Consider the following 18,317-nt stretch of genomic DNA (forward strand, 5'->3'; position numbering starts at 1 on the left):
TATGCGCCCCCGCAAGACCGAAAACAGGGATCTGCCGCCAGGGATGGTACGGCGTAAGCGCCCGCGTAAGAACGGGACAGTTTGGATTGGTTACTACTACAGAGACGCAAACGGAAAAGAGATAGCGCTGGGCGTAGATCTAGATAAAGCGCGGCTCAAGTGGGCCGAACTTGAATGCAAGGCGAAGCCGGCAGATCTGAAAATAATGAAGGGCATTTTTGACCGATACGAGCGAGATATAGTCCCAAAGAAAGCGCCGCGCACCCAGAAAGATAACAAAGCAGAGCTTAAACATCTGCGCAAAGGCTTCGACACGGCCCCTATAGATGCAATCACACCCTCAATGGTGGCTCAGTATCGCGATGCGCGAACAGCAAAGACCCGGGCGAATCGAGAGATCGCCCTTTTATCACATGTATTCAATATGGCTCGAGAATGGGGTTTTACTGATAAAGAGAACCCTTGCGCAGGCGTACGCAAGAATAAAGAGAAGGTCCGCGACTTCTATGCCAACGATGTTGTTTGGGCTGCCGTATACACCCAGGCGCCACAAGAGCTGAAAGACGCCATGGATCTGGCTTATCTGACAGGGCAACGACCTGCCGATGTAATCGCAATGAGCCAGGGAGACATCGAGGGCGACTACCTGACAGTTAAACAAGGAAAGACCGGAAAAAGACTTAGGATTTTGATGCAGGTCGATGGCATAAAAAACAGCCTCGGTGTACTTATCGAGGCGATAGTTGCCAGAACAAAGCAGCACACTTCCAAGCGCTTTATTTTGAATACTTCCGGGCGCCAAGTGTCGCAAGAAATGCTGCGCAACCGCTGGGACGACGCCCGGGAAAAAGCCAGACTGAAAGCAATAAGCGAAGGTGCCCTGGGCGACGCTGAAAAAATCGCCCAGTTCCAATTCAAGGATATCCGCCCCAAGGCGGCATCCGAAATCACTGACATCAGTGATGCCAGCCTGCTGCTTGGCCACTCAAAACAGGAGATCACGAACCGGGTTTACAGGCGCGTGGGAGCCATCGCCAAGCCCTCGAAATGAAAAAGTTTCGGAACTCCACCCCCTAAAGTTTCGGAACTCCGAGCTTTAGGGAGAAAACAAAAAAGCCCCGTAGACGTTAATCTACGGGGCTTTCGTATGTGGAGGCCGAAGCCGGAATCGAACCGGCGTGGGCGGATTTGCAATCCGCTGCATAACCATTTTGCTATTCGGCCATTGCGCTTGAAGCTTCTGTTTAGAAGTATCAAAAGCAAGGAAATTTGCGATTTTATCGCTACAACTCTTTTCCAACTCTTTGATTCTTCAGCTATTCAGGTAGTTGCCCCGAGCTGATGGCGCGCATTATGTACTAGAAGATCGAAGCTGGCAACCCCCTGAATTCTAATAATTTTTAGTGTCGGGTCTCACCCTGTAGTCGTTGACGAGCCTGCGAGGCTACGTCTGTAGAATGCGGTATTCGCGCGAAGTCTGTGTGGGTCAGGGTTTCGCAATTCTTCAGTTGAATAGTGCTTTCAGGGTTTACGATCGCTGCGCAATCGGACGTAGCCTCGCAGGCTCGTCAACGACTACGGTTTGCAGGAAATTATTGGGAGCTTCCTCTTGCTCCATCACGCGCATCCACCCAAGCTATGCGCCACATGATTTAAGACCGTCAGGGAATAAGGGATATTCACATGCGCATTTTAGTCACCGGCGGTGCCGGTTTCATTGGTTCTGCTCTGATCCGTCACTTGATTAAAGACACCTCCCACGAAGTGCTCAACGTCGACAAGTTGACCTACGCTGGCAATCTGGAATCGCTGCAAAGCATCGCTACGGACACCCGTTACGAGTTCGTTCAGGCTGACATCGTTGATCAGGCAGCGATGAGCGCAATTATTGAGCGCTTTCAGCCGCAGGCGATCATGCACTTGGCGGCCGAGTCGCACGTTGATCGCTCCATCGATGGCCCGTCGGACTTTATCCAGACCAACATTGTCGGCACTTACAGCCTGCTTGAGGCCACTCGCGCTTATTGGTCGACACTTGCGGAACCTGCAAAATGCGCCTTCCGTTTTCACCATATTTCGACCGACGAAGTGTATGGCGACTTGCATGGCGTAGACGATCTGTTCACCGAAACCACGCCGTACGCGCCAAGCTCGCCGTATTCGGCCAGCAAAGCGGCGTCTGATCACTTGGTGCGCGCCTGGAACCGCACTTACGGTTTGCCGGTGCTGGTGACTAACTGCTCGAATAACTATGGGCCGTTCCATTTCCCGGAAAAACTGATCCCGCTGGTCATTCTCAATGCGTTGGCCGGTAAACCGCTGCCTGTATACGGCAATGGCCTGCAAGTGCGCGACTGGCTGTTTGTAGAGGACCACGCCCGCGCCCTGCTCAAGGTGGTGACGGATGGTGTGGTCGGCGAGACGTACAACATCGGCGGCCATAACGAGCAAAAGAACATCGACGTGGTGCGCGGCATCTGCGCCTTGCTCGAAGAGTTGGCACCTGAGCGCCCGGCCGGTGTCGTGCAGTTCGCTGACCTGATCACCTTTGTTCAAGACCGCCCCGGCCATGACCAGCGTTATGCCATCGACGCCAGCAAAATCGAACGCGAGCTGGGCTGGGTGCCCGCAGAAACCTTTGAAACCGGCCTGCGCAAAACCGTGCAGTGGTACCTGGACAACCTGGAGTGGTGCAAACGCGTTCAGGACGGCAGCTACCAGGGCCAGCGCCTGGGTTTCACTGACGCCAAGGACCTGATCGCATGAGCCGCACCGCCACGCCTTTAAAAATCCTTATCAGCGGCAAGACCGGCCAGGTGGCCGTTGAGCTGCAAAAGCAGCTTGGCAATGTAGCCGAGTTGATTGTGCTGGGCCGTGATGAGCTGGATTTGAGCCAGCCCGAGCAGATCCGCGCACAGGTTCGCGCCCATCGCCCGGATATGATCATTAACGCTGGTGCACACACGGCGGTGGATCTGGCAGAAAGCGAGCCGGACTTGGCGTTGGCCATCAATGGCACCGCGCCGGGCGTTTTTGCTGAAGAAGCCAGGGCGCTGGGTATCCCACTGATCCACTACTCCACCGACTACGTGTTCGATGGCAGCAAGCCCGGGCCTTATACCGAAGACGATCCAACCGGCCCACTGGGCGTCTACGGCAAAAGCAAATTGGCGGGCGAGCAAGCGATCACTGCAGTGGGCGGGCAGCATTTGATCCTGCGCACCAGTTGGGTGTACTCCACCCACGGCAAGAACTTCCTGCTGACCATGCAGCGTTTACTCCCGGAAAAAACCGAGCTGCGCGTGGTGGCTGACCAGATTGGCGCACCGACCTGGGCCGGCACCATTGCCAGGAGCACGCGCGCGTTGATCGAGCGCTGGCAAGCGGGCCAGGCCGGCGCATGGGGGGTGTACCACCTGACAGCAGCCGGTGAAACCTCCTGGTTTGGTTTTACCCAAGCCATTGCCGAGCACCTGACGGCCCAAGGCAAAACGTGCGCCACCCTTGAGCCGATACCGGCCAGCGCCTACCCGACCCCCGCGGCCCGCCCGCAAAACTCGCGTCTGGACTGCAGCCGCCTGGTCCGTGAATGGCAGGTCAGCCAGCCAGACTGGCGCGCCGCGCTAAATGAGTGCTTGACCGAACAGCGCTAAAACGGGTTCAGGCTATTTCAGCATGCCGTGGGAGCGGGCTTGCTCGCGATTGCATCGACAGGGTGAAACATCCATACCGAGTCATCTGTATCGCGAGCAAGCCCGCTCCCACGGGTCTTATATTCGCCACAAAACTTGCCTCGCGATCTTTTGATCTTTCCGTACCTCCCGCGTATTACACCCCGCCCTGCCCCGTACCTACAGTGAACTCCCGTAAAAGTAGGAGGTAATCCAAATTCCTACCGCCAATAGGTTTTATGCCTGCGCGAGAGAGGGACTTAGCTGACTTTAATCCTAGGGGTGCTCACGTACAGTCTCGCCGCCGTTAACGAACGGACTGACAAATCTCTTGGAGCTTTACGATGAAAAAAATATGGATGCCTGTCGCATTAGTGGCAGCAGTTCTGGCCACCAGCGGTTGCATGAGCCACAACGTGAGCCAGCCAAATGCTCCAATCGCGGGTACTGTCACTGCTGACCTGAAAGCTAACATTGAAGTGGGCGGCGAGATCACCGGCCAATCGTCTTCGGACATTCTGTTCGGCGTGCTGAAAATCAGCGGCGACAGTGAGTTCGCAGACGGCGTGACCTATGGCGGCCCTGCTCCTGCTTTCAGCCTGCCAGACCCAGTGTCTGCCACTAAAGCAGCTGCTGCTTACAAAGCGGTCAAGAGTTCGGGTTCGGATTTGATCGTCGCACCTCGTTACGCCGTGTCGGTTGAAGACTACTTCATCTTCAAGAAGGTGAACGTGACGGTTACCGGTAACAAAGGCACCATCAAAAACATCCGCTAAGCGGAGTGTTGCGTCAGGCCTGCGGTGCAGCCTACGTCGCTCGGGCTGATTCCCCAGTCAGCACATACCCTGTTCAAGCCAATTGACCTGATGATTGGCCTGGACCGCGAGCGAACGGTGTGCGGCAGCCTGGCTCGGCGGGACATTTGTCCCGCCACCTTTCTCAAATAACCACGTTGCGGATAAAGCGAACCACTTCATCGCCGTCATTGCGGTAGGAGTGCGGTTTATTGCTGGCGTACATATAGAACTCCCCTGCGCCGAACGTGAACGACTGCTCGTCAATGACCAGCGTCAAGCGCCCTTCAAATACGTATAACTGCTCGCTCCAGCCGTCGGCATCAGCCTGCGAGTGGTATTCGTCGCCCGGCACCAGGGTCCATTCCCATAGCTCAACCTCTTTACAGGCCACCGCCTTGGCCAATAACACCGCCTTGCTCGCCGTGCTGTTGCCGGCCCACGCCAGTTCGTTGATGCGACTCGGGTCAACAGAACCCGGCGCCTGAATCAAATCACTGAACGCCACGTTCAACGCCTCTGCCACGCGATCAAGGGTGCTCAGGCTGACGTTTTTCTCGCCGGCCTCTATCGCAACCAGCATCCGACGGCTGACACCCGACAAATCAGACAGGGCACTTTGGCTAAGGTGAGCGAGCAGCCTCAAGCGCCGAACGTTCTGACTGACGTGCTGCAATACCGAAGTACGTTGCATGAAACCTCTCTGTGACGAATCAGAATGGGGAATTTCGTTGGGCACTATATTGCTCACTCTATGGGGGTGCGCAGTATACTGCTCAGCTTTGACGCATTGTGCGTCTCTCATCTTGTGGCGTGCAAGGTTATGTCAACGTTGAAAACTTCCAGGCTCGGGTCGATAACGGCTCGTTTCAGTAAAGCAGAATGTGTACTGATCCTGATCACCATGGTCTGGGGCGGCACCTTTTTGTTGGTACAGCATGCATTGACGTCCAGCGGCCCGATGTTTTTTGTCGGCCTGCGCTTTGCTGCCGCGGCGACGATCGTGGCACTGTTTTCCTGGCGAAGCTTGCGCGGTTTCACACGACTTGAGCTTAAAGCCGGGTTTTTCATTGGTACGGCAATCATGTTCGGTTACGGCTTGCAAACCGTAGGCCTGCAAACCATTCCCAGCAGCCAGTCGGCCTTTATCACCGCTCTTTACGTACCTTTCGTGCCGCTGCTGCAGTGGCTGGTACTGGGCCGCAGACCCGGCCTGATGCCGAGTATCGGTATCGTGATGGCGTTTACCGGCTTGATGCTGCTGTCCGGGCCCAATGGTGCATCGCTGAACTTCAGCCAGGGTGAGATCGTGACCCTGATCAGTGCTATCGCCATAGCCGCCGAAATAATCCTGATCAGCGCTTATGCCGGCAAAGTCGATGTGCGACGGGTGACCGTGGTGCAGCTCGCCACCGCGTCTATTCTGTCCTTCTTGATGGTGGTGCCGAGCGGCGAGGCAATCCCTGACTTCTCTTGGCTGCTGCTGATCAGCGCGGTGGGCCTGGGGGCTGCGAGCGCGATTATTCAAGTGGCGATGAACTGGGCACAAAAAAGTGTTTCACCGACCCGCGCCACGCTTATTTATGCCGGTGAGCCGGTATGGGCCGGGATCGTCGGGCGTATTGCCGGGGAGCGTTTACCCGGCATCGCATTGCTCGGTGCGCTATTGATTGTTGCAGCGGTGATCGTTAGTGAGTTAAAAACAAAAGGTAAAACGCCCAGCGAGTCGGATGAAAAGCAAGGTAACCAAGCCTGCGAGTGATGCTTTTGCACCCCATTCACCCGGTTAAACCTCATCATCTGGCATGACTCGCCCCCACGTATGGGGGCGACGCTCGCATCACGCAAGCGGGTCAATAAGGAAGAGACCTGGCTCGTTGTTAAAGTTTTGCACACATTTTGTAGGATTCATCTACAGATACGTTGTTGGTGATCGTCAAGTCGCCACGTATGATCGTTCGCAAACTCCTGCAGATTAGAAGCCTATGTCCCTGATAGTTCTACTGCTTCTGCCATTTATTGGCAGCTGTCTGGCGGCTGTTTTGCCGCACAACGCACGTAACAGTGAATCACTGCTGGCCGGTTTGATTGCTCTGATCGGCTTAGTTCAAGTTGCCCTGCTCTATCCGCAAATCGCCCATGGTGGGGTGATTCGTGAAGAGTTCATGTGGCTGCCGAGTATCGGCCTCAATTTTGTCCTGCGCATGGACGGGTTTGCCTGGCTGTTCTCGATTCTGGTCCTGGGCATTGGCGCGCTGGTGTCTCTGTACGCCCGTTACTACATGTCACCCGAAGACCCGGTGCCGCGCTTCTTCTCGTTTTTCCTGGCGTTTATGGGCGCGATGCTCGGCCTGGTGATTTCGGGCAACTTGATCCAGATCGTATTTTTCTGGGAGCTGACCAGCCTCTTCTCGTTCCTGCTGATCGGCTACTGGCATCACCGCTCCGACGCCCGACGCGGCGCCTATATGGCGCTGATGGTCACTGGCGCGGGGGGCTTGTGCCTGCTGGCGGGGGTCATGCTGCTCGGCCATGTTGTCGGCAGCTATGATCTGGACGTCGTGCTGGCCGCAGGCGACCAGATTAAAGCTCACAGTCTGTACCCCATTCTGTTGCCGCTGATTCTCATCGGCGCCCTTAGCAAAAGTGCACAATTCCCGTTTCATTTCTGGTTACCCCATGCCATGGCGGCGCCGACTCCGGTTTCGGCTTATCTGCACTCGGCAACCATGGTCAAGGCCGGGGTATTCCTGTTGGCGCGGCTGTGGTCGCCCCTGTCCGGAACCGAAGAATGGTTCTGGATTGTCAGCGGCGCCGGGGCCTGCACCCTGGTGCTCGGCGCCTACTGCGCAATGTTTCAAAATGATCTCAAGGGCCTGCTGGCCTATTCGACCATCAGTCACCTGGGCCTGATTACCCTGCTACTGGGCCTGAACAGCCCGCTTGCGGCCGTGGCGGCGGTGTTCCATATCCTCAACCATGCCACCTTCAAGGCCTCGCTGTTCATGGCGGCCGGGATCATCGACCACGAAACCGGCACGCGGGATATTCGCAAGCTCAGCGGCCTGTTCAAACTGATGCCGTACACCGCCACGCTGGCGATGGTAGCCAGTGCGTCGATGGCCGGTGTGCCGTTGCTCAACGGTTTCTTGTCGAAAGAAATGTTCTTCGCCGAAACGGTGTTCATCAACTCCACGGCCTGGGTCGAAATTGCCCTGCCTGTCATCGCCACCATTGGCGGTACGTTTAGCGTTGCTTACGCGCTGCGCTTTACCGTGGATGTGTTCTTCGGCCCGCCTGCCACCGACCTGCCGCACACCCCGCACGAGCCGCCGCGCTGGATGCGGGCGCCGGTAGAATTGTTGGTGTTTACCTGCCTGATGGTCGGTATCTTCCCGGCCCACACGGTCGGCCCTCTTCTCGCTGCGGCCGCTCAACCGGTGGTGGGGGGCGACCTGCCCGAATACAGCCTGGCCATCTGGCACGGCCTGAATGCCCCGATGATCATGAGCCTGATCGCCATGTCCGGCGGTATTGTGCTGTACGTGTTGTTGCGCAAGCAGCTCAAGCTTGAGCGCTTCCCGCTGCCGCCGCTGATCAGGTACTTCAACGGCAAGCGTTTCTTCGAACGCAGCATGGTGGTGCTCATGCGCCGGGCGCGGCGCGTCGAGCGGCGCGTGAGCACCTTGCGCCTGCAAACCCAGTTGTTCCTGCTGGTACTGGCGGCGGTGGTTGCCGGGCTGATCCCGATGCTCTACAGCGGCTTGAGCTGGGGCGACCGGCCGAACATTCCGGGCTCCATTGTGTTTGTGACCTTATGGCTGCTGGCAATTGCCTGTGCCATCGGTGCCGCCTGGCAAGCCAAGTACCACCGTCTGGCCGCTTTGACCATGGTCAGTGTGTGCGGCTTGATGACCTGCGTGACCTTCGTCTGGTTCTCGGCGCCGGACCTGGCGTTGACCCAACTGGTGGTTGAGGTGGTGACCACGGTACTGATTCTGTTGGGCCTGCGCTGGCTGCCACGGCGGATCGAAGACGTCTCGCCGTTGCCTGGCACCCTGAACAAAGCCCGTATCCGTCGTCTGCGCGACTTGCTGTTGTCGATCGCCGTCGGCGGCGGTATGGCGGTGCTGTCATATGCCATGTTGACCCGGCAAACCCCGAACCACATCTCTTCGTTCTTCCTCAGCCGTGCGTTACCCGAAGGCGGCGGTACCAACGTGGTGAACGTGATGCTGGTGGACTTCCGCGGTTTCGATACCCTGGGTGAAATCACCGTGCTGGCCGCCGTGGCCCTGACCGTGTTCGCTCTGCTGCGCCGGTTCCGCCCTCCCAAAGAAAGCATGCAATTGCCTGCCCAGCAGCGCTTGCTGGCCAAAGACGTGGTCACCGACCTGGTGAACCCGCGCAGCGCCAGCGATACCGCCTTGGGCTTCATGATGGTGCCAGCGGTGCTGGTGCGCTTGCTGTTGCCGATTGCGTTTATGGTCTCGATGTACCTGTTTATGCGTGGTCACAACCAGCCTGGCGGCGGTTTCGTCGCCGGCCTGGTGATGTCGGTGGCGTTCATCCTGCAATACATGGTGGCCGGCACGCAGTGGGTCGAGGCACAAATGAGCCTGCGGCCGCTGCGCTGGATGGGCACCGGGTTGCTCTGTGCAACGTTGACCGGGCTGGGCTCGCTGCTGTGGGGCTACCCGTTCCTGACTACCCACACCGCGCACTTCAGCTTGCCGGTGCTGGGTGAGATTCACGTGGCCAGTGCGCTGTTTTTTGACATTGGTGTGTTTGCCGTTGTGGTCGGCGCCACGCTGCTGATTCTCACAGCGCTGGCTCACCAATCGGTACGAGCCCATCGTCCCGCCCTCCAATCCAAGACGGGAGCTGCCTGATGGAAGAAGTTATCGCTATTGCTATCGGGGTGCTTGCCGCCTCTGGTACCTGGCTGATCCTGCGCCCTCGAACCTTTCAGGTGGTGATGGGCCTGTGCTTGCTGTCGTACGGGGTCAACCTGTTTATTTTCAGCATGGGCAGCCTGTTTATCGGCAAGGAGCCTGTGATCAAAGAAGGCGTACCGCAAGACTTGCTCAACTACACCGACCCTTTGCCGCAGGCACTGGTGTTGACCGCCATCGTCATCAGTTTTGCCATGACCGCGCTGTTTCTGGTGGTCTTGCTGGCCTCTCGCGGCCTGACCGGTACCGACCATGTGGATGGCCGGGAGCCTAAAGAATGAATTTGATGCCGCATTTGATAGTCGCGCCCATCCTGCTACCGCTGCTTACTGCTGCGTGCATGCTGTTGCTGGGCGAAAAACATCGCCCGCTCAAAGCCCGTATCAACCTCGGTTCGACCCTGCTCGGGTTGTGCATTTCGATCACCTTGCTGCTATGGACGCAACAAAACGGCAGCCCGGCCTCGATAGGCGTGTACCTGCCGAGCAACTGGCAAGTGCCGTTCGGCATTGTGCTGGTGGTGGATCGCTTGTCGGCACTGATGCTGGTGCTCACCGGAGTGATCGCCAGTTGCGCGCTGATGTTCGCCATGGCCCGCTGGGACCGCGCCGGTTCCAGCTTCCATGCGCTGTTCCAGATCCAGTTGATGGGGTTGTATGGCGCTTTCCTTACCGCTGACCTGTTCAACCTGTTCGTGTTTTTCGAAGTGTTGCTGGCGGCCTCTTACGGCCTGATGCTGCACGGTTCGGGCAAGGCACGGGTGTCGTCGGGCCTGCATTACATCGCGATCAACCTGCTGGCTTCGTCACTGTTCCTGATTGGTGCGGCGTTGATCTATGGCGTCACCGGCACGCTGAACATGGCCGACCTGGCGTTCAAAATTCCCTTGGTGCCCGAAGCCGATCGTGGCCTGTTGCACGCCGGTGCGGCCATTCTGGCCATCGCCTTCCTGGCAAAAGCCGGCATGTGGCCGCTTAACTTCTGGCTGGTGCCCGCCTACTCCTCGGCCAGCGCCCCGGTAGCGGCGCTGTTTGCAATCATGACCAAGGTCGGGATCTACACCGTGTTGCGCCTGTGGACGCTGCTGTTCTCGGGCCAGGCCGGGGCGTCGGCCTACTTTGGCAGCGACTGGCTGATCTACGGCGGCATGGCAACCATTGTCTGCGCCGCCATTGCCATCCTCGCGGCCCAGCGCCTGGAGCGCATGGCCAGCCTGAGCATTCTGGTGTCGGCCGGCATTCTGTTGTCGGCGGTGGGTTTTGCCCAACCCAACCTGATTGCGGCGGCCCTGTTTTATCTGGTCAGCTCCACCCTGGCACTGAGTGCGCTGTTCTTGCTGGCCGAGCTCATTGAACGTTCGCGCTCATCCAGCGAGACGCTGTACGAAGAAGATGCTGAAGCATTACCTTCCATCGTTGAGCCGCCCCCACGCGGGACCAACCTGGACGACGAGCAAAACGTCGTAGTCGGGCAGATTATTCCGTGGGCGATGGCGTTTCTGGGCTTGAGCTTTATCGCCTGCGCCCTGCTGATTATCGGTATGCCGCCGCTGTCCGGGTTTATCGGCAAGCTCAGCTTGCTCAACGCGCTGCTCAACCCGGCCGGGCTGGGCAACGAGATCAACGCCCCGGTGTCTACCGCCGCCTGGTGCTTGCTGGCCCTGTTGATTCTGTCCGGGCTGGCCTCTTTGATCGCCTTCTCGCGCATGGGCATCCAGCGCTTTTGGACGCCGCTGGAGCGGCCATCACCGATTTTGCGTCGCCTTGAATGCGTGCCTATCGTAGTGTTGCTGGCGCTGTGCGTGGTCCTGACGATCAAGGCCGAGCCGCTGTTGCGCTTTACCCAGGCCGCCGCCGAGACCTTGAGCAACCCAGAGCGTTATGTGCAGGCGGTGCTGGAGTCTCGCCCTGTACCGGGGCCCACTGCCAAAGCGGCGTTGCAGGAGGTGCAGCCATGAAGCGTTTATTCCCGGCACCGTGGTTGTCCCTGGCGTTGTGGCTACTGTGGCTGCTGCTCAACTTGTCATTAAGCGCCGGCAATCTGTTGCTCGGTGCAGCGCTGGGCTTTTTGGCGCCGATCATGTTCGCGCCCCTGCGGCCCCTGCCGATTCACATCCACCGTCCGGGTGTGATCCTCAAGTTGTTCTTTTTGGTGGGGCGTGACGTGATCATGTCCAACATCGCCGTGGCCTGGGGTGTGCTCAATGCTGGCAAGCGCCCGCCACGCTCGCGGTTCATCAAAATCCCCCTTGACCTGCGTGACGCCAACGGCCTCGCGGCCTTGTCGATGATCACCACGGTAGTGCCGGGTACGGTCTGGTCCGAACTGGCGCTGGACCGCAGCGTGCTGTTGTTGCACGTTTTTGACCTGGATGACGAAGCGCAATTTATCGAGCACTTTAAAACGGCTTACGAGCGCCCCTTGATGGAGATCTTTGAATGAGTGCCCTGCTCTCCAATGCCATCCTGATCAGCCTGTTTTTCTTTAGCCTGGCGATGGTGCTGACCGTGGTCCGCCTGTTTAAGGGCCCTTCGGCCCAGGACCGGGTTCTGGCGCTGGACTACCTGTATATCGTGGCCATGCTGATGATGCTGGTGCTGGGCATACGTTATGCCAGTGACACCTACTTCGAGGCCGCCTTGCTGATCGCCCTGTTCGGGTTTGTCGGCTCGTTTGCGCTGGCCAAGTTCCTGCTGCGTGGGGAGGTAATTGAATGAATTCCGTCAGCGAGCTGTCGCTCTGGATCGAGATACCGGTGGCCGTACTGCTGGTGGTCAGTAGCCTGTTTGCGCTGTTTGGTGCCATCGGGATGCTGCGCCTCAAAGACTTTTTCCAGCGCATGCACCCGCCTGCACTGGCTTCAACCCTTGGCGCCTGGTGCGTGGCACTGGCCTCGATTGTGTACTTCTCGGCACTTAAATCCACGCCGGTCCTGCACGCCTGGCTGATCCCGATTCTGCTGGCGATTACCGTGCCGGTGACCACCTTGCTGCTGGCCCGCACGTCATTGTTCCGCAAGCGCATGGCCGGTGAGGATGTACCCGCCGAAGTCAGCAGCGGCGGCCGCAGCGAAGGTGGTAGCTAACTCCACCCTGTAGGAGCTGCCGCAGGCTGCGATCTGTTGACCTTGAAAATCAAAAGATCGCAGCCTTCGGCAGCTCCTACAACGTCATCATTTCGGTTACATCCAGCCCAGCCAGCTCCAGTACGTCGCGCCAAACAGCAACATCAGCAGGTAACCCACCACGGTGACTATCAAGCCGACCTTGGCAAATTGCTTGGCGGTGAAGGTTTGTGTGCCCAGGCACACCATGTTTTGCGGGGCGTTGATGGGCAGGATAAAGCCGTAGCTCACTACAAAGCCCAGCAACATGGTCATGCCCAAGCGGCTGAATTCACCCGGCAAGGTCTGCAAGACCGCAATCAGAATGGGCAGCAAGGCCGATGTCAGTGCCGTCGCGCTGGCAAAGCCCAGGTGAATCAAAATCAGAAACGCCCCCAGAATCGCAAAAATCCCCAGTGGCCCTACCTGATCCAGCCCGGTGTTATGCACTACCTGCCCGCCCAGCCATTGCCCCGCCTGAGTGGTCAGCAACGCCGTCCCCAGGCTGATCCCCACGCCGAACACAATCACCGTGCCCCACGGGATACGCGACTGCACGTCCTTCCAGGTCATTACCCCGTAACGCGGCAGCAACAGAATCACCAGCCCGGCGTAGGTAATGGAGGTGGTGTCGAAGCTGTGCAACTTGCCTTCCGTGGCCCAGCCCAGCAGCAGCGCGATGGAAACCGCCATCAGGCGCTTCTGCGGCCCGGTCATGGGGCCCAGTTCGGCCAGTGATTTTTCCACGGCTTCTTTACCGCCCGGGATGCTGTCGCTTTCCGGCGGGAGCATTTTCAGCACCACAAACAGCAACACCGCCGACATGATGATGGCCCACGGCGCACCGGCGATCAGCCAGTCGAGCCAATTGACCCGCTCGCCGAGCATCTTGTCCATAAAGCCGACCGTCAGCAGGTTTTGCGCGGCGGCGGTTTGAATGCCGACGTTCCAGATACTGGTGCCCTGCGCCACCACAATCATGATCCCGGCCGCGATATTGGAGCGCTTGTCGACGCCAAACGCCAGAATCACCCCCATCATGATCGGCACCACACATGCACTGCGCGCGGTGGCGCTGGGCACCACCAGGCTGAGCAGAATGGTCACTGCAATCGCCCCGATCAAAATGCGCCGGGTGCTGGTGCCGATGCGTGACAGGGTCACCAGCGCAATGCGCCGATCCAGCCCGGTGTGGGTCATGGCCGCCGCAATAAACAGCGCCCCGGCCACCAGCGCCAGCGCGGCATTGGAAAACCCGGTGAGGGCCATAGTGATCCCTGCGTTGGTGCCGTAGATTTTCGACGGGTCGGCCAGGGTGGGAGCCATGCCAATCAAAAACGCCATCAGTGACGTGATCATGATGGCGCTGGCTTCGTATGACACCGCTTCGGTGATCCACACCACCACGGCAAACACCAGAATCGCCAACATCCGGTGCCCGGCGACCGGCAAGTCGGCGGGCAACGGCATCAGTAAAACGCCCACCATCGCCACAATGGCGATGACCAGACCTATGGGTAACTTAACTTTCGCCGTTGCCGGCGGCGGGGTCGTAGCGGGCGCGTTCACGGCCATCTCCTTGTGCTTGAAAACGCATGCAGCATAGGTCAAGGACGCGGGTTTCGCGTTGATGCTTGTCAGGTATTTATTGAAGCTCACACCAAAAACTGTGGGAGCGGGCTTGCTCGCGATGGTCGTTAACGATGACGCTTCTTTGCCGGGCAAATGAGGCGCACTGAAGCGCATCGCGAGCAAGCCCGCTCCCACCCTTGAGCCGTGTTGCTCTTAGATGAGTCAGCGGATTTTATAGTGGAACGTATTGCGTACCCCCGGCACTGTCACTGCCTGACCATCGACGATGCGCGGCTGATAGCGAAACGTCGCTGCCGCCACCAATGACGGGCGAATAAACGCCGGGTGGCAGTCACCGACCACTTTGGGGCTTTCGACCTTGCCCTGCGGTGTCACCGAATACTCAACCGTGCAATCGCCCTCAATGCCTTTGTCCAGCGCACGCTGCGGGTAGTCCGGAGCCTGTTTGCTGATCGGCAAGTATTGCCGCACATCCGCCGCCGCAGCCGCCTGTTGCGCACGCCTGGCGTTATCCGCTGCCACACGGGCTTGCTGCGCAGCCGCTTCAGCCGCCACTTGCTGACGTTGCATCTCGGCCTGCTCGGCGCGTTGTTGGGTCATTTTTTGCTGCTCTTCTTTGAGCTGCTTTTGCTCCTCTACCCGTTTACGCGCCAATGCCGCCTGTTCCAGTTTGCGTGCCTGTATCTGCGGGTCCGGCTTGACCACTTCGGGTTTGGCTTCGACCACCGGCGGCGGTACCACCACCGGCTGCGGTGCCGGTTCAGGCGGCGCCACCAGCGGCTCGGCGGGCATCATCACCAAGCGGGTTTTCAAGGTACTCGGCGCGGGCGCGGCCATTTCGTGCTCCATGCTCCAGCCCAGCACTAAAAACGCAATCACCGCACTGTGCAACGCAACCGTGACCGCCACCGCCTGGCTGTTGTGCCAGAGCCGGGTCCAGGGCAGCGGCCGGGCCTCAACGTGCCCGGCACTCATCAACGCGGCACTCATTGCGGAGCCTCTGTGACCAGCCCCAGGTTGGTCACACCGCCTTGTTGCAAGGCCGCCATGGCCTTGACCACGCTGCCGTAACCGGCGTCGTTGTCGGCACGAATATACACCTGGGTGTCGCCGTCTTGCGCCACCACCTGGCCGATTTTGGCTTGCAATTCTTCAAGGCTGACGGCGCTGTCGGTCTGGTTTTTGGTGTCAAGTTCGTTGCCTAGGTTCCAGTAGTAGCCGCCATCGGCCTTGACCGACAAGGTGAGGATTTTCTGCTGGGTGTCATTGGCCAACGCTTCACTGGCGACTTTGGGCAGGTCAATTTTGACGCCCTGGGTCAACATCGGCGCAGTCACCATAAAAATCACCAGCAGCACCAGCATCACGTCGATGTAGGGCACTACGTTCATTTCGGCCTTGGGCCCGTGTTTGCGCTGTGGTCGAGCAAGCATCTTCAAACTCCCTGTTAAGCAGCAGCGGCCATGTTCCGTGAACCCGCGTGAAAGCCACGGTACAAGCGCATTTGCAGTTCATTGCCGAGGCTGTAATAGCGGGTCAGCAGGGTTTGCCCTCGGGACGAGAAACGGTTGTAGGCGATGACCGCCGGGATCGCGGCAAACAAGCCAATCGCGGTGGCGATCAAGGCTTCGGCAATGCCCGGTGCCACGGTCGACAACGTGGCCTGTTGCACCTGTGATAAACCGATAAAGGAGTTCATGATCCCCCACACGGTGCCGAACAGGCCGATATACGGGCTGACCGAGCCAACGGTGGCCAGAAATTGCAGGCCTTTTTCGAGGCGGATTTCCTGCTCGGTAATGGCTACATACAGCGAGCGTTCAATGCCTTGCATCACCCCGTCAGCATCAATGCCCGGCTGCTGGCGAAGCTGCGCGTATTCGCTGTAGGCCGCGACAAACACCTGCTCGGCACCGGCATCCGGGTTGCTGGCGTCGCGGCTTTCACGGTACAGCGCGCCCAGGTCACCCGGCGCCCGCAAGCGCTGGGTAAAGCTTTCAATGTCGCGTTCGCTGCGGCGCAGGATGGCGCTACGGCGCACAATCAAGAACCAGCTCAGTACCGAGGCCGCGAGCAGTATCAACATCACGCCTTTCACCAGCAGGCTGGCATCGTTGATCAGACCCCAAATGGTCATGTGTTCCATGGTTGCTTGCATGTTGTAACTCCTGATGACTGTTGATTTAAATACACCCCCCGTGTGACCGGGTTATGGCAGGCGCAAGGCCTTGGCCACTTCGCTCCACGGGATGTACTTGAAGTTCTGGGCCTGCTCGGGCATGCGCTTGCGGCCGTCCTGCACCACCAGCATGCCTTTGCTCCACGGCCCGCCGAGGTTGGCTGAGGTCACGTCGAGGCCATCGGTTTCGGAGGTGCCGTCAATCCCGGCTTCGGCGTTTACGCCCACCCGGAAGGCACCGCGCAGGGCAAACGGCGGCTCGGCATCGACCACTACGTAGCTGTCATTGCCTTGGCTTGAGATCACCAGGTAGTTGTCTTTTTCGGTCTGGTACAGCGCCAGCCCCTCAATGTCGTCATGCACCTGCTCACCGACCTTGATCACGCTGGTCAACGTAGCGGGCTGATCCGGGCGCGCATCCACGGCCCACACCGCCACATCCTCTTCACCCAAAAACAGGCGTTGGCGCTGGTCGTCGGCAACGCAACCTTCAGGCTGGGTCGGCACCTTGAACTGGCGTACCAGCTCGCCTTGCACCTGGTCACCCTTGGCAAACAGACGGTGCTGCACAAAGGTCCCGTCCTTATCGTTGGCGAAGCTGTAGATCTCGCCCGACGGCGCCTTGAACAGGCACAGCCCGTAGATGTCTTTGACCGGCGTGGCGATCTCGCCCACGGCTTTCAACTCGCCAGACTCACGATCAATGCTGAACACGCTCAAGCTGTTGTGATCTCGATTAGTGGCGACCGCCAGGTCAACGGTGCGCGACTCCAAGGTGAACCCCGGACGCACATCGACGTTGTTCAGGCGCCCTACCGGCAAGTGCTGCACGCGCTTGCCTTGCAAGTCGTACACCTCAAGCCCTTGCTGTTTGTTGGTGCCCAGCACGCGGCTCTGCGCCGGATTTTTGGGGTTGACCCAAATCGCCGGGTCGTCAGCAGCATCGCCTTGGCTCATCACCACGTCGGTCTGCACCAGCGGCTTGATCACCGGCAGCACAGGCGGCAGAGCCACCGGCGTGGCTTTCCAGTCGAGCGTGCCTTGGAACAGGCGATTGGTCGCGCCGTCCTGCACCAGTACATCCAGCCCTTTGGCGGTTTCACGCAGGGCCAGATGTTCAGGCTCGGTCACACCGTCAAGCGCCAGGCTGGCCACTGGCGACCAGCGCTTGCCTTGCTGTTGATAGAGGTTCAATTGCGCAGCTTCAGGGTCCAGCCCGAGCACACCACCGGGCACCACCGCCATGGCCCCTGCGGCCTTTTTAACGTTGCCGAAGGGCTCGACGATGGCCACTGGCGAGCGCTCAACGTCAGACTCGGCATGGGCCGGGTAAGCCCACCAGCCGACGTTTTCTTCGTTGACGAACAGTTGCTGCGCCGCATCCTCAACCTGGCAGAACTTGGCTTGCGGCGGCATTGGCAGGCTGCGCACCAACAGCGGTGCGGCCAGTTGTTTGCTGTCCGCCGCCACCAGCCATTGCTCACCCTTGCCCTCTTCACCCACGGTAAACAGGTACACATTGCTCGCCTGATCGCGGTACAAGCACACGCCATTTACCGCATAGTCGCGTTTGGGCAGGTAGGTCGGTGTCTGCCATTCGCGGGTTTTCGGGTCCAGGCTGAACAGCGCGACTTGCTGCTTGGCCTTGTCCTGGCTGGCCACCAGTACGTTGTCGCCCAGAGGGCGGCTGTCCAGCCCGGCGAACGAGCCGGCGATCTGGCTCAGGGTTTTGCCTTGCGCATCGAGCAGCCGCAGACCGTCGCGTTTGCTCACGGTCAGGCGATCATTGCCGGTCGGCAAATAACTCAGCGCCTGGGCTTTGCCCGTGCCCCAGGGTTGCAGGGTGGGTGCGCTGATTGGCGCCGCCTGTACGCCGCCTGCGGCCAGGCACACCAGCAAAGGTAAAAGCCGCGGTGGGTGTTTGAACAAAAGAAACATGGATATACCGTCCGTTGAAGCCGTATCTGTAGCCGCTGCCGCAGGCTGCGATGGGTTGCGCAGCGACCCCGCTCTTGCTCGAAA

Annotated in this window: 17 protein-coding genes and 1 tRNA gene; 11 read left to right on the plus strand and 7 right to left on the minus strand. The window is 59.0% G+C overall.

Annotated features, from left to right (window positions below; genetic code table 11):
• Nucleotide 1 precedes the first annotated feature (1 nt).
• Nucleotides 2–1,051 carry a tyrosine-type recombinase/integrase gene (locus GHO25_RS07565; protein WP_153390412.1) on the plus strand — a complete coding sequence of 350 codons (1,050 nt, stop codon included), beginning with the start codon at nt 2–4 and terminating at the stop codon, nt 1,049–1,051.
• 99 nt (nt 1,052–1,150) lie between these two features.
• On the opposite strand, the gene GHO25_RS07570 is transcribed toward GHO25_RS07565, so the two are convergent.
• Nucleotides 1,151–1,224, minus strand: a tRNA-Cys gene (locus GHO25_RS07570).
• A 459-nt stretch (nt 1,225–1,683) separates the two neighbouring features.
• Here GHO25_RS07570 and rfbB point away from each other — a divergent pair.
• From rfbB to GHO25_RS07585, 3 genes are all read left to right on the plus strand, one after another.
• Entirely contained in the window at nt 1,684–2,766 is a 1,083-nt protein-coding gene (rfbB, locus tag GHO25_RS07575) for a dTDP-glucose 4,6-dehydratase (protein WP_153390414.1), read from the plus strand.
• A complete protein-coding gene (gene rfbD / locus GHO25_RS07580; protein ID WP_153390416.1) occupies nt 2,763–3,653 on the plus strand; it encodes a dTDP-4-dehydrorhamnose reductase in 891 nt (296 codons plus the stop codon). Before rfbB ends, rfbD begins: the two co-directional genes overlap by 4 nt.
• A gap of 362 nt (nt 3,654–4,015) precedes the next feature.
• On the plus strand, nt 4,016–4,447 hold the full coding sequence (locus tag GHO25_RS07585; RefSeq protein ID WP_123748734.1) for a hypothetical protein: 432 nt from the start codon (nt 4,016–4,018) through the stop codon (nt 4,445–4,447).
• A 163-nt stretch (nt 4,448–4,610) separates the two neighbouring features.
• On the opposite strand, the gene GHO25_RS07590 is transcribed toward GHO25_RS07585, so the two are convergent.
• On the minus strand, nt 4,611–5,159 hold the full coding sequence (locus tag GHO25_RS07590; RefSeq protein ID WP_048369052.1) for a helix-turn-helix domain-containing protein: 549 nt from the start codon (nt 5,157–5,159) through the stop codon (nt 4,611–4,613).
• A 129-nt stretch (nt 5,160–5,288) separates the two neighbouring features.
• On the opposite strand from GHO25_RS07590, the gene GHO25_RS07595 reads away from it, so the two are divergent.
• The 7 genes from GHO25_RS07595 (at nt 5,289) to GHO25_RS07625 (ending at nt 12,505) form a co-directional block, all read left to right on the plus strand.
• A complete protein-coding gene (locus tag GHO25_RS07595) occupies nt 5,289–6,227 on the plus strand; it encodes a DMT family transporter (protein WP_372240928.1) in 939 nt (312 codons plus the stop codon).
• 223 nt (nt 6,228–6,450) lie between these two features.
• A complete protein-coding gene (locus tag GHO25_RS07600) occupies nt 6,451–9,357 on the plus strand; it encodes a monovalent cation/H+ antiporter subunit A (protein WP_153390420.1) in 2,907 nt (968 codons plus the stop codon).
• Nucleotides 9,357–9,701, plus strand: a complete 345-nt coding sequence (locus GHO25_RS07605; protein ID WP_048369049.1) for a Na+/H+ antiporter subunit C — start codon at nt 9,357–9,359, stop codon at nt 9,699–9,701. Before GHO25_RS07600 ends, GHO25_RS07605 begins: the two co-directional genes overlap by 1 nt.
• Nucleotides 9,698–11,377 (plus strand): monovalent cation/H+ antiporter subunit D, encoded by a 1,680-nt coding sequence (locus tag GHO25_RS07610; protein ID WP_153390422.1) that lies wholly within the window; start codon nt 9,698–9,700, stop codon nt 11,375–11,377. Before GHO25_RS07605 ends, GHO25_RS07610 begins: the two co-directional genes overlap by 4 nt.
• The gene (locus GHO25_RS07615; protein WP_048388624.1) at nt 11,374–11,862 is read left to right on the plus strand and encodes a Na+/H+ antiporter subunit E; all 489 of its coding nucleotides are present in this window, start codon (nt 11,374–11,376) and stop codon (nt 11,860–11,862) included. Before GHO25_RS07610 ends, GHO25_RS07615 begins: the two co-directional genes overlap by 4 nt.
• Nucleotides 11,859–12,137, plus strand: coding sequence for a K+/H+ antiporter subunit F (locus GHO25_RS07620; protein WP_048369046.1), 279 nt, complete (start codon nt 11,859–11,861; stop codon nt 12,135–12,137). Before GHO25_RS07615 ends, GHO25_RS07620 begins: the two co-directional genes overlap by 4 nt.
• Entirely contained in the window at nt 12,134–12,505 is a 372-nt protein-coding gene (locus GHO25_RS07625) for a Na+/H+ antiporter subunit G (RefSeq protein WP_048369045.1), read from the plus strand. The genes GHO25_RS07620 and GHO25_RS07625 overlap by 4 nt, the downstream gene beginning before the upstream one ends.
• Before the next feature lie 96 nt (nt 12,506–12,601).
• Here GHO25_RS07625 and GHO25_RS07630 read toward each other — a convergent pair whose 3' ends face one another.
• The 5 genes from GHO25_RS07630 to GHO25_RS07650 form a co-directional block, all read right to left on the minus strand.
• Nucleotides 12,602–14,092, minus strand: coding sequence for a DASS family sodium-coupled anion symporter (locus GHO25_RS07630; RefSeq protein ID WP_048388713.1), 1,491 nt, complete (start codon nt 14,090–14,092; stop codon nt 12,602–12,604).
• 225 nt (nt 14,093–14,317) lie between these two features.
• On the minus strand, nt 14,318–15,106 hold the full coding sequence (locus tag GHO25_RS07635) for an energy transducer TonB (RefSeq protein ID WP_153390424.1): 789 nt from the start codon (nt 15,104–15,106) through the stop codon (nt 14,318–14,320).
• Nucleotides 15,103–15,549 carry a protein TolR gene (tolR, locus tag GHO25_RS07640; protein WP_123748728.1) on the minus strand — a complete coding sequence of 149 codons (447 nt, stop codon included), beginning with the start codon at nt 15,547–15,549 and terminating at the stop codon, nt 15,103–15,105. Before tolR ends, GHO25_RS07635 begins: the two co-directional genes overlap by 4 nt.
• A 14-nt stretch (nt 15,550–15,563) precedes the next feature.
• Nucleotides 15,564–16,274, minus strand: a complete 711-nt coding sequence (gene tolQ / locus GHO25_RS07645; RefSeq protein ID WP_153390426.1) for a protein TolQ — start codon at nt 16,272–16,274, stop codon at nt 15,564–15,566.
• A 51-nt stretch (nt 16,275–16,325) separates the two neighbouring features.
• A complete protein-coding gene (locus GHO25_RS07650) occupies nt 16,326–18,233 on the minus strand; it encodes a phytase (RefSeq protein ID WP_153390428.1) in 1,908 nt (635 codons plus the stop codon).
• Nucleotides 18,234–18,317 lie beyond the last annotated feature (84 nt).

This window comes from Pseudomonas sp. FSL R10-1350 (assembly GCF_009600525.1).
In the GTDB taxonomy this organism is placed as follows: domain Bacteria; phylum Pseudomonadota; class Gammaproteobacteria; order Pseudomonadales; family Pseudomonadaceae; genus Aquipseudomonas; species Aquipseudomonas helleri.